The following is a 12,066-nucleotide window of genomic DNA, read 5'->3' as shown; positions in this document are numbered from 1 at the left end:
CTCAACGAAGCCTTCGCCTCACAAGGCATCGCCGTGCTGCGCGAGCTCGGCATTGCCGAGGATGCGCCGCATGTCAATCCGAATGGCGGCGCCATCGCACTTGGTCATCCCCTGGGCATGTCGGGCGCCCGCATCTCGGGGACGGCGGCACTTGAGCTGCGTGAACGCGGCGGCCGCTACGCGCTGGCCACCATGTGCATCGGCGTCGGCCAAGGGATTGCAATTGCGCTGGAGCGGATTTGACGGCTCTCGATCAGTAGGAAAGGTCAATGCATTTTCCGCAGAGCGGACATTGGGCCGGCGCCTGGCAGCACGGCCGCTAAATCGTTGTCCGAGACTGCGCTGGGGCAAAGCGTCGGCGGCGGCCCGTCTCGAACTGCAAGGCGTGTTGTTCACCGCCAAATTGAGGTGCTGTCAGAAGCGGCGCGAGGTGATCCACACCCATTCGGGCGCCGGCACGGAGACAGGCCTTACCAGCCATTCCCATGCTGCTGCCCCCAATTATTCCGGCAGCCGCGCCCTCTGGGCGGAGTTGCAGCTTGTCGGAGGCGGGCTATCGCGCAAGCAGCTCCGGACATTTCCAACAACTGCGTTTACTGCGCGAAGCCTATGGCGAACTCGTGCAGATCGACGGCAGCGATAAGGGGTGTTTCGAGGAGAAGGTTACGCGTGCACCCTGCTCGTCTCTATCGATATCGATGGCACTGGAAAGCTTCAGCAGCAAAGTTTTGTGAAGCCGGAGAGCATGTTCAGAACCGAGGCGCTGGAATTTTATCCAGATTGCTGGCGGTGTCCCCCTACATATTAGGTGTTATTTTTAGACGCGACAACCACTAGACGCGGACTTTCTGGTGTGAACACTTCACCATCCTCGCCATAAGCCTCAACCGTCCCAAATCCTACACTTCGCAACATGCGAACATATTGAGAGAATGAGTACTGACTGAACGAAAGATGCGCCCGCCTAACGCGTCCGTTGCGAACGATTACCCTTTCGCCAACTCGACGGTCGCCAAGGTCATCGTTGCTCATTATATCGATTCTAAGATCGTTGTCACACTGCGCAAGATAACAGACGGGAGACCTGTCGCGTAGCGAAGCGAAACGATTGACGTGCTCGATCAACAGGCGCCCGCCGTTTCGAAGCGAACGAGCGGCTTCGCGAAGAACTTTCTCATTCCCGTGGTCATCGAAGTAGCCGAAAGTAGCATACCACAGAAAGGCCGCGTCAAATCGGTTTCGCCAAGGGAGTGAGCGCATATCGCCAAGGACATATTCAACGTCAACCCCTCGTTCAGCAGCATCCAACTTTGCTTTCTCCAACAAGATCGGGGAGACATCAAGCCCGACTACCCGCGCTCCTTTCTCCGCCAAGCGATTGGCAATGCGCCCGTAACCGCATCCAAGCTCGAGAACAGAGCTGCCTTTCTCAAGGAGGAGGAGCTTCCAAATTGCTCGTGCTTGCCTGTCACTTGCCACTGGTGTATTAATAACATCTCCGAAGTACAAATAATCATCACTGAAGTATGCCTCGATTTCCTGCAGCGATAGGATTTTTGATTTTTTTGTCATGTCGCAACCTCCTGATGCAATTTACGCAGATACTCGAAATCTTTAAGTAAATAATCATCAAGTTTTCATAAACAGATGCTAAGTTAATTGCCGGCAGCGCGTCGGGCAGCTGTAATATCCCGCTCGCCCTAAACGGATGGGTAGCTTCTCACTGATTGTGGCATAAAGACGTCACCTCCGAAGTTCACCTTCAAAAGATACTTCGCGACGGGAAACCCGAGCCGTCGAATTTGACGGCAGTGAGCGGCGCATCGCGCCCAGGCCCTCGACAATCCCTGATGCGGCACATGACACCCGACACGGGGGAATCAGCCTGCCAATGAAGGAGCTGAAGCGTACCTCCTCGGATGTGACACTACTTCGGCTTGTGCCAGACCCCAAACGTTGCTTCCCAACTTGGAAGCGTGGATCCGCAGAAGTTGCGCTCGCATCTTGGTCGGCAACGGGGCAACGAACGCGACCGCTACAATGAACTGCGCGTTTGCGGCGTCCAAAGCTCCGTACGCGGGTCTCGCCGGTTTAAAGGATTCTGGCGCATGTCAGGACACGCGGCGGTTTAAGCCCTCGTAGTCACCACTTTGAATCGCTCAGCCTCCCCACCCCCTATGCACGATCAATGCTCAAATACGCTCCGAGGACAAAAGATCTACCAGGAGCGCTACGCCAGCCTCGCCGGCCCGAGAAAAGCGGGCTTAATCCCGTACATCGAGTAAAGACCGGCTTCGTCGAAAATGACGCGGTCGTCATAACCGCTGAACCAAATTGCGTCGGGGTTACGACCGACAATGGTCACCTTACATCGGTCTTCCGCATCTGCGGTCGAACGCAGGAGCTTGAAGATCACGACGCCCTCATCCCCCCCAGGAATGCCCGGTACTGGCTCACTTGTGACGGCGGCGACTTCAGTTTTGCCCTTATAATGAGTAATTGAAAGCCGCGCATGCGCCTCGACCCCGGAGAGGCCCTTCTGCGACTCGTTCAGGACCTGCCATGCCCGCTCAATCGGAACGTTGAACGCCTTGTGGCCGATAATGTCGCGGCCGCAAAAGAAATAGTGGTTTTCAATACCGACGCGGAGCATCTCGCGCTGCATGATGCGCAATGATTCTGCATCGTCATTTATGTCCCGAATAATTGGGGCCTGATTGTGAATCGTGATCCAATCGCGCCGGGCCAATTCGGTCACTGCAGCCCGCGTTTCGGCGATCCATTCGAGCCTCCCGTCGGAATTTTGGATATAGCCGTTCGGTGACTTGCGCAGAAATTCATCGGGATGGTTGAAGTGCACCATCATCCGAACGCTGACTTCCGGATAGGCTTCGTGGAATGAGTCAAGCATCGCAAAGAAGGTCTGGTCGAAGCGTTGCGGATGGAAGGCTAATTCCTTAGTTCCGATGCGGACATTTTCAACGCCGGCTTCTGCAAGCCCGGCCAGCCAAGCGGCGAGGTTTTTGTTTCCCAGAACCATGGGATCACCGCCCGACATCAGGATCTCGCGTAGCTTTTCACGGCCGGTCTCGGGATGGCGGCCGCCATTGTCAGCTACCAGCGTGTTGTGCCCACGAATGTATTCGACAATCTCACCCAACTGCGCCAGCCCCTTTGGAGCAACCGTTCCGTCCTCACGGGTGATCTGCTTACGCCCAATCAGTTCCTCCCGATAGCAGAAGCGACAGTGGGCGGAGCAGGTGGAAGCCACGTACAGTAGACCAAGCTCGTACTTATGGATCAGCCCCTCGCGCGGGCTGTAGGTCATCTGCTTGCCGGGATCTTCTGCACCATCCAGATGGTATGTCTCTCTAAGGCTGCCTTTCACCAGCGTCTGCATGGGCTGGCTGGATAGTGCCTGCTCGTAGTAGTGGCGCGTGATCTTGATAGGCATCCTGGCTTCCAAATCTCTCGGGGTGCCCTTCAGCTGTAGGATCTGATCAAGTTCTTCTCGTGAATAGAAGTCGCGCATATCCTCGGGCACATCCCCCCTGGCGAATTTCGCTAGGCCAATGATGATCTGCCGGTCGTATTTGCCGTTCACGACTTTGTCCAGAAACGCTTGCTCACGCCGTGACGGCAAGTATTTTTCGACGGTACTCACGGGCACACCTCCAGGCTGAAATACCCGAATAGGCCCAAGCTGCAGCAGAGGCCGATCCGCGCGAATGTGATCTTCTGCATCTGATTTTCGGACGCCCCGACCTGAGTTTCAAGCGCATATTTGTCACCAGTTCATGACTCTTGTTCAAGAATCATCGTCTTGAGCGGGTGAAAATCGAAGCCGAGCTTTATCGGCGGGCCGCGGTTGTGATTCATTGTGTGGGTCGTTCGCGCAAGCGGTGACCGAGAGCGCCATCTGGTCCCAGCGTGCAACAAACCGTCAAAAAAAATTTACGGAGTCTTTGCAACCGCACAGGTCTGGCAGTGATACCTTCGTCGCAGCAACTGAGGCAAGGACTCCTGAAAGCTGATCCTGTTACACAGCTTGCGACAAGGCATGCAAAGGAAGGCGCGCGATGAAGAGACGAGCACTCCTACTACTTGAGGGCCATGAGAGTACTGGCCATGTATATGTGAAGATGGCGCAGCATCTTGATCTTCATCCGATTACCCTTTCCGCCGATCCAACTCAGTATGACTATCTGGCTAAGGATGAAATTGAGACAATTCGGGTCGACACCGACAAACTTGATGCACTGATACATGAAGTTTCCAGGCTGCGTACGACCTATGACATTGCGGGCGCCACTGCCTTTTCGGGCGGGGATGAGTCGGCCTATATCGCAGTTAGCAGGCTCTGCCAGCATTTCGACCTACCGGGACCTAACCCTTTGTCGATTGAGCGATGCTGTGACAAATTCACTCAACGTCAGCTGCTCGCGGCGGCCGGCCTCCCAATTCCTGCTTTTCGATTGGCAGCGAACGCGACGGACGTGGAAAGTTCTGCCGCCGAGATCGGCCTGCCGGTGGTTCTTAAGCCTGCCGCCGGCAGCGGCAGCAGCGGAGTCCATTTATGCCGAAGCGCCGACGAGTTGGCCGCACATGCGGCCTATCTGCTGAGCGAGCAGAACATACGAGGGACTTCTCCGAGGATACTAGTCGAAGAATTCGCACAAGGACCGTTCTTTAGCGCGCATATAATGGGAAATGAGGTCATTGGCATTGACGCCGCTGAGTTCGGCCACCCACCGCATTTTGTCTTCCGTCATTTCACCTGCCCGGCCCCGCTAACGGATGGCGAGCGTGAGCGCATCGCTGATGTTTCAAGGAGCTGCTTGCCAGCTCTTGGCCTCGGCTGGGGGCCAACCAACGTTGATCTCCGGTGGACGAAGCGCGGCCCAGTCGTCATTGAGGTCAACCCGCGTCTTGCAGGGGGGACCAGTCCTCGGCTCATTCAGGCCGCCTACGGTGTCGATTTGATCACAGAGCACATCAAGCTCGTCACCGGCAACGAATGGGATTTACGTGCAAAGCACTCGCATATTGCGGCCGCCCAGTGCTTAAATGCTGACCGCGATGGCATCCTTGATTGGGTTGACGGATACGGCCGCGCCGCTGCTGTACCAGGTGTCGCCGAGGCGAAATTATATATTAAACCCAAGACGCCAATCGTCAGGAAAGGCGACTACCGAGACCGTATCGGACATGTCATTGCAGCTTCAACCAATCGCGCCCGGACCGAAGCGGTACTTCAGCATGCCACAAGCTTAATCAGTTGGTCGATCGCGCCATTTCCGACACACGAGTGCACAGAAACAGTCTGCCGGCTCAGCTCACCTCACCAGGGCTAGGGCTAGCTATTAGCTGTGAAGTTCTGTGACAAAGATCTGGTTTTCTACAACGCCTCATGGGCGAAAATCGCGATCATTCGATATTGCACCAACGAAGGTGCTTTGCGGTCAGTTACATGAATCAAGGAAGGACAATTGTGTTTCCGCTAATAACGTCGGTCCTTTGCAGTTCGTAGGTCGCCACCATCTGCCGTCTCACGCCTTGTTGCGCAGCTTTGAATCTGCCGCGCGACACGAAAGCTTTTCACAGGCGGCGGAGGAACTTAATCTCACGCAAAGCGCCGTCAGCAGACAAGTCAAGCAACTTGAGGAGACGATTGGCGTGACAATGTTCCGGCGGGTGGGACGAGGGGTCACACTGACCGACCCAGGTAGGCGGTTCGCGGAAGATCTGGCAGCCGACCTTGATAGCCTGAAGCAATCGGTGGCACGGGCGATTGCGGCAGGGGAGCGACATCCGACGTTACGTATTGGCATACTGCCGACATTTGCTAATCGTTGGCTGATCCCGAAATTGGGGACTTTTCTGAACGAGCATCCCGGCTTGGAAATTAGGATGGAGACCCGCACGGCACCGTTTGACATCACACGAGAGCGCTTCAATGTCGCGATCCATTTCGGAAAGGCCAACTGGCCAGACGCACGTATGAATAAGCTATTCGACGAGGAAATGATGCCGGTTGCATCCCCCAAATTCCGCGATATGTACTCGGCAAGCGACCCGTCGCGTCTTGCGGAGGCCCCGCTCCTGCATTTAATTAGCCGTGAAAGCGCTTGGTTTGATTGGTTCGCCTTGAAAGGAACCAGAGATAAGCGGCTCTTGAGCGGGCGTCATTTCGATCAATTTTCCATGATAATCTCGGCTGCCGCATGTTCAATCGGGGCCGCCCTTTTACCAAAGTATTTAATCGAAATCGAGATGAACCAGGGCGTTTTGGTTCCGTTAAGCACCACGCCCTTGCGGACTCACAACAGCTATTTTGTAGTCAGCGCGGCTGGTGACGTTAACCCACAGGTAAGCTCTTTCACGCGCTGGCTAATCTCTACCGCGCGGCGCACCAGCATCACGAATACCTATGGTTAGCTATGGAGGCTTGTCGTTGCCTCAGCGCACCGATTGGGCGAATGCATCGCTTGCCATTCTCAACGAGTGCGGCCACATTTTGCGCAAGGCATACCACCTCACGCGCAGGCAATCGGAGGGCGATCGCCCGAACTGATCCGCCACGAATGCCAGCGCCAAGACGCTGCGGGTCGACGCCTACCGGTCCCGTGCGCCGCTGGTCAGCAGAGTGCGTCGCATCGCGGTACAAGGGCGGTTGTTTAACATGATTTTCGCCCGGAACGCCGAATCCGAAGAATCTGCAAACGCCCATGACGCCTGATCCGCGGCACCTGCGCAGCTGCCAGCTGTGACATTGCTGGCAGTGCAATCCCATGGTGACGTCTATATTGCCCAGCTCTGCCAGTTTGCCATGATGCGGAAGCGACGGCCGTCGGTGAGCTAGTCCGATACGAAGTCTAGCGACCAGCGTTCGTCGGGACGCAGCGGAACCAGCATCGGCGCCCTGGTCCCGATCGCCCGCTTGCGGCCGCCACGACGACGAACGGCGAGCTTCTCCTCCCGGTAGAGCCGGAACAGCTTCTTGTGGTTCACGACGAGGCCTTCCCGCCTCAGCATCACGAGAAGACCCCGGTAGCCGAACCGCCGCCACTCCTGCGCGATCGCCTTCATCCGCTCGCGGACCTCACGGTCGTCGGGACGGCTGGTCTCGTAGCGAACCGTCATGCGGCAGCAGCCGATGGCTTTACACGCCCGCCGTTCGCTCATCCCGAAGGCATCCTTCAGGCGAGCGACAGCTTTCCGCTTGGCCGCAGGCGTCACCATTTCTTTCCCACGAAATCCTTCAGCGCGGCATTGTCGAGCATGGCCTCGGCCAGAAGCCGCTTCAGCCGCGTGTTCTCCTCCTCCAGTGCCTTCAGTCGCCGAGCCTCGGAGACATCCATCCCGCCGAAGCGGGCCTCCAGTTGTAGATCGAGGCGTCGCTGACCCCGTGCTTGCGGCACAGATCGGCAACCGATACCCCGGCCTCATGTTCCTTCAAAATTCCGATGATCTGCTCTTCGGAAAAGCGGCTACGTTTCATGTCCTGGTCCTCTCGATGGCAGACCAACTTCAAACCGGATTAGATCAGAGGAGCAAGGTCACCGGGGACGCCGAGGTCGCCGACAATTTTCGTCGCGACAGGATCGCTTTGGGATCAAAGGCTGATGACGGTACGTTGTGAAACATTCACAAATGTTATCTTTTGGTACGCCAAGTCATATGCGACAATATATAGGCGATCCAAAAATCGGAGAAAGGTGAAAATGATATACAGCCCCTTAGATGCCTTTGATGCCAATCTCAGTGAAGCTCATATATTTTTTGGCGATGTCGTCAACCCGCCGGATTTGAGCAGCATACATGTAGCTGTAATTTGGACTCTTCTTGGCCTTAAACAAGACTGCTCGGTCCTTGAACTTGGATGCGGTTATGGGCGGATTGCCAACCGACTGGCCGAAAAAGGAGCGCGGGTAACCGGAATTGATACTTCGCAGGCTTTGCTGAAGAAAGCCACCGCGGACGCGACTGAAGGTGGCGTAAATGTTGAGTATGTCCTGGGCGACATACGCTCACTACCTTGGCGAGACCGGTTTGACGCGGCCGTTCTGTGGGATGCTACCTTCGGTTACTTCGATGACGCGGACAATGAAAAAGTTCTTCATGAGGCCGCTTCTTCACTCCGATGCGGTGGGCGGCTTCTAATCGAATCTGAAAATCGCTACGCTTTCCTGCACCAAAGGTCGCCTATAAGTCTTGTGCAGCGTGACGACGATCTTAGAGTCGATATAACGAGCAACGATGTGCTCAGCGATCGTCGGAACATCGAAAGGATTTTCGTCCGCGACGGATGCGTTAGACGAATGCACCTTTCTTTGAGGCAGTATGGGTTCTCTGAATTTGTTCGGATGTTGCGAAGCGCGGGGTTCGGGACTGTTGAGGCCTATGGGCAGGAAGGTGGCCCGTTTACGTCCGATAGCGCGAGCCTCGTGGTTGTCGCGTACAAATAAGGCCAACCGACATTTGGGACTATGGGCTCCGCGTAGAATGCTTTGTTAGTGCCGCTTGTGACGTACTTCGACAAATCGTGCCTTTTGCGCAATATTGAATGGGCATGCTGCCTTGGCAAAAAGTGTCATGAGCTGCCGCAGCTCTGGCATCCGGTAGCGGCACTTTGCTGAGAAGGACCAATTCACCAGCCAATCCACACAGCGCGTAGTGTTCGATGCCGTTCGTTGCCGAACCAGCAACGTACGAGTTCATACAAAGCAGCACGGCCTGCCGGTCCCGAACTTGCTTGGAAGAAGCGCATCCTTGGCCGAGTTGCCACCGCAAATCGGCTCTGCTTCTGCGCACTTAGCTACACGGCTAACCTGTGGATCGAATCGGGTTGGCGTCGACGGCGACCTGAAGTTGTCACCTCTGTCCCGAGTTGTCATTTGCGGCTATGATCTGCTCAAATTTAATAAGGCTTAACTAAAATCAGCTGCGCAACGCGATAAGTAAAAGTCTCCATGTGCCATTCAGGGAAGAAATAATGAAAGACATCGTCATCGTCGGATCAGGACGAATTGGCCCAACGATCGCGCGTTTGCTCGCGGGTTCTGGAAATTATCGCGTCGCGATCCTTGACCGTAGTTCCGAACAATTGGAGGAGATCGAAACCAGTCCCACACTCTCGACAGCAAAACTCGACATCGCTGACGAAGCAGCCTTCACCGCGCAACTCGCCGGAAAGTTCGCCGTTCTAAGCGCGGTCCCCTTCCAGTTCACCGTCGCCATCGCCACCGCCGCAGCGAACGCCGGCATACATTATCTCGACCTCACAGAAGACGTGGAGTCCGCTCGGCAGGTGAAACGGATCGCTAAAGCTGCCCAATCGGCGTTCATCCCTCAATGTGGTTTGGCCCCCGGTTTTGTATCAATTGTGGCGGGTGACCTTTCGCGCAACTTCGACAGTCTCGAGAGTGTCCGGCTGCGTGTTGGCGCTCTCCCGAAATTTCCGAGCAACGCCCTCAACTACAATCTCACATGGAGCACTGACGGACTGATCAATGAATACATCGAGCCCTGCGAGGCGATCGTCAACGGTGCGCTGATTAAGGTTCCCGCACTTGAGGAGCGCGAAGAGTTTTCGGTCGACGGTGTGACCTATGAATGCTTTAACACTTCTGGAGGTCTCGGAACGCTCTGTGAGACGCTGAAAGGCAAAGTCAAGACTCTCAACTACCGGACCATACGCTATCCCGGTCACGCGGCGATGATGAAGGTGCTCCTGCACGACCTTGGACTGCGGCACCGGCGCGAGATGCTGAAGGACGTCCTCGAACACGCCTTGCCGACCACGCTCCAGGATGTCGTCATCATCTTCGTGACGGTTTCCGGACGCAGAAAAGGCCGCTTTGTCCAGGAAACCTACGCGAACAAGATCTACAGCACCGAGATTTGCGGGCATATCACAAGTGCAATCCAGGTCACCACCGCATGCAGCATCTGCGCAGTTCTCGACCTGCTGGCCGGCGGCAAAATTCCAGCCCAAGGCTTCATTCAGCAGGAAGACATCAGGCTCGACACATTTCTGGAGAATCAATTCGGAGCAACGTATCGGCAACTTTCCGGCCAGAAACAGGCCGAGCGTCACGCCACTTGGTAGGCGAATATTCAACGTCACGCAGACGAACTCAAGCCTACTGGCCATCGGCTCGGGGCCGTTAGCTCTGGAAAAACCTTCGGAGAAGCACGTGCGTAGCTTTCATCCCGGACCGGTGCTTGAGCACTCACCGGAGGCGCTCCGTCTCACGCCGCTCCGTCGAGCGGAAACGGCGCAAGCGGTGCTAGCAGGTTATTGAAGAAGTATCTCGTTTGGCTTTAGTTCGCCTCGTGTGGCAGGCGAATGTGATCTCGATCGAGCCGTCGTCAATCAATTCAGCAGAGCCGTCGCCACTGACCTCGCCCATCTCGTCGAAGCCGGCGCATGTGAAGAATACATTGGGGCCATAGTTTAGATCGAGGCCAGCTTGCAGGGCGCGCCAAGCGATCTCACCGTGGTTGTCCGCTTCGATGGTGGCGGAATCGACAAGGAGAGACAATCGCGATCCCAAAGATCGGCCTCGACGATCCGCCAGCGGCCGATCAATTTACAACCTGCCGGGGCCGTGATGTCGACATCGCCCCAGCCGCACCAGATTGTAGGCGGCGGCGCCGAGGGTGAAGGCCCATCCGACGCGGTCGCGACCACGCAACTTTGTCTTTGCCTGCCCGGCGACCATCTTGATCCATCCGAACGCCTCCTCAAGTGCGTTTGCGGATGCGCTGGCTGACGGCACAGCCGCCGTGCCGCGTGGTCCGCCCGTCGATCGCCGCACCCTGGCCGTTGGTGTTCTGCGTCACGGCGTCGCGTCACCCTCATCGCGCGCAACTCGTTCTTGAAGTCCTTAGTGTCATAGGCCTTGTCAGCGCCGAGCGTGATTGCCTGGGCATGCCCGCCGGCGTGCGTCAGGCAAGCATCGACCAGCAGGCCATGGCGGTTCTCCATCAGCCCATGCCCCATGAAGCAGAGTGTCCCCTCCTTGCTCCGCCCCTTGCGAAAGAGCCTTGCATCTGGATCGGTGGTCGATGCATGCGTCTGGTTAGACCGCTTCTGGCCATGAAACTCTGCCTCGGAATTCCGCCGCCGCCCTCTGACGGCGGCTCGCCAGGTCATCCTTCGAGTCTGCGCCCGACCCGTCCTTCGGCTTCACGCTCGTCATCGATGCCGATCGATCAGCGTGCCGTAGACCGAAAAGTGATCCGTGGACAGAAGCTTCTTCACCTTGGGTTGCGCCAGGACGGCGCTCAGGAACTTCGCCGCGATGTCGCCTTCAAGCAGCCGGTCGCAGTTCTTCGAGAACACGGAATGATCCCAGCCAGATCGTCGACGCCGATGCCCCCGAACCAGCGGAACAGGAGGTCGTATCCAGCCGCTCCATGAGCAGTCGCTCAGAGCGGATTGCATCGGCGGATTCTCCAGCGGGATCAGCTCGCCCGTCTGTCCGTGCCGCCCCGCACGCTTCCCTCCCACTCCTCGTGGTCAGAGTGAAGCACGAACCTGGGACTGTCGCGAGCCCGTTTCAACAGATGGGGTGATTGGGTCTCGCCCGAGCCAGATTGAGGGCGGCTACTCCTGTCGGGATGTTAGAACGTGGTCGCCTTGGAGCGCCACAAACATCGGGAAGGAGCAGCCATGAAGTATTTTGCTGGATTAGACGTATTTTGGAAGAGACCACGATTTGCGTCGTTGATGAGAGCAGTCGGATCGTGAAGGACACGAGCGGCGAGCGAACCGCAGGCCTTGTCCGATGCGTTGCGTAAGCTCGATCTGCCGCTGGAGCGCATCGGGCTGGAAGCGTGCTCGCTGACGGCATGGCTTCACGATGGATTGTGCGCCGAAGGCCTGCCTGCGATCTGTTTAGAGACGCGCCAGGCCAATGCGGCCATGAAGACGATGCCTAACAAGACCGATCGCAACGATGCCCGCGCGCTTGCGCAGATCATGCGAACGGGCTGGTATCGGCAGGTGCATGTGAAGAGCCGGCAATGCCGGTTGTGGCGCGCGCTGTTGGTGGCCCG

General features: G+C 56.7%; 7 protein-coding genes and 5 pseudogenes. 7 read left to right on the top strand and 5 right to left on the bottom strand.

Features of this window, described 5'->3' with window-relative positions; translation table 11 throughout:
• Both O7A60_RS31310 and O7A60_RS31305 read left to right on the top strand, forming a co-directional pair.
• A pseudogene (locus tag O7A60_RS31310) lies at positions 1–243 on the top strand (3-oxoadipyl-CoA thiolase); the annotation flags it as partial.
• A 310-nt stretch (positions 244–553) separates the two neighbouring features.
• Positions 554–775, top strand: a pseudogene (locus O7A60_RS31305) (ISNCY family transposase); the annotation flags it as partial.
• A gap of 29 nt (positions 776–804) precedes the next feature.
• On the opposite strand, the gene O7A60_RS31300 reads toward O7A60_RS31305, so the two are convergent.
• Both O7A60_RS31300 and O7A60_RS31295 read right to left on the bottom strand, forming a co-directional pair.
• The gene (locus tag O7A60_RS31300) at positions 805–1,572 is read right to left on the bottom strand and encodes a class I SAM-dependent methyltransferase (RefSeq protein WP_337109515.1); all 768 of its coding nucleotides are present in this window, start codon (positions 1,570–1,572) and stop codon (positions 805–807) included.
• A gap of 658 nt (positions 1,573–2,230) precedes the next feature.
• Entirely contained in the window at positions 2,231–3,664 is a 1,434-nt protein-coding gene (locus tag O7A60_RS31295; protein WP_337109514.1) for a hypothetical protein, read from the bottom strand.
• Positions 3,665–4,079: 415 nt separating this feature from the next.
• Between O7A60_RS31295 and O7A60_RS31290 the strand changes: the two genes are divergently transcribed.
• Together O7A60_RS31290 and O7A60_RS31285 are read left to right on the top strand one after the other, a co-directional pair.
• A complete protein-coding gene (locus tag O7A60_RS31290; protein WP_337109513.1) occupies positions 4,080–5,354 on the top strand; it encodes an ATP-grasp domain-containing protein in 1,275 nt (424 codons plus the stop codon).
• 25 nt (positions 5,355–5,379) lie between these two features.
• Positions 5,380–6,438, top strand: coding sequence for a LysR substrate-binding domain-containing protein (locus O7A60_RS31285; protein WP_337109512.1), 1,059 nt, complete (start codon positions 5,380–5,382; stop codon positions 6,436–6,438).
• Positions 6,439–6,861: 423 nt separating this feature from the next.
• Here O7A60_RS31285 and O7A60_RS31280 read toward each other — a convergent pair.
• Positions 6,862–7,501 (bottom strand): annotated as a pseudogene (locus O7A60_RS31280) (transposase); the annotation flags it as partial.
• 223 nt (positions 7,502–7,724) lie between these two features.
• Between O7A60_RS31280 and O7A60_RS31275 the strand changes: the two are divergent.
• Positions 7,725–8,468, top strand: coding sequence for a class I SAM-dependent methyltransferase (locus tag O7A60_RS31275; protein ID WP_337109511.1), 744 nt, complete (start codon positions 7,725–7,727; stop codon positions 8,466–8,468).
• Between the two features lie 527 nt (positions 8,469–8,995).
• Positions 8,996–10,111 carry a saccharopine dehydrogenase family protein gene (locus O7A60_RS31270; RefSeq protein WP_337109510.1) on the top strand — a complete coding sequence of 372 codons (1,116 nt, stop codon included), beginning with the start codon at positions 8,996–8,998 and terminating at the stop codon, positions 10,109–10,111.
• A 181-nt stretch (positions 10,112–10,292) separates the two neighbouring features.
• Here the strand turns inward: O7A60_RS31270 and O7A60_RS31265 are convergent, their stop codons facing one another.
• Both O7A60_RS31265 and O7A60_RS31260 read right to left on the bottom strand, forming a co-directional pair.
• Positions 10,293–10,547 carry a hypothetical protein gene (locus O7A60_RS31265; RefSeq protein ID WP_337109509.1) on the bottom strand — a complete coding sequence of 85 codons (255 nt, stop codon included), beginning with the start codon at positions 10,545–10,547 and terminating at the stop codon, positions 10,293–10,295.
• A gap of 48 nt (positions 10,548–10,595) precedes the next feature.
• Positions 10,596–11,450: pseudogene (locus O7A60_RS31260) on the bottom strand (IS5 family transposase); the annotation flags it as partial.
• Positions 11,451–11,680: 230 nt separating this feature from the next.
• Between O7A60_RS31260 and O7A60_RS31255 the strand changes: the two are divergent.
• Positions 11,681–12,066 (top strand): annotated as a pseudogene (locus O7A60_RS31255) (IS110 family transposase); the annotation flags it as partial.

This window comes from Mesorhizobium salmacidum (SeqCode), from assembly GCF_037179605.1.
GTDB lineage: Bacteria > Pseudomonadota > Alphaproteobacteria > Rhizobiales > Rhizobiaceae > Mesorhizobium > Mesorhizobium salmacidum.
This window is presented reverse-complemented; position numbering and strand designations above follow the sequence as displayed.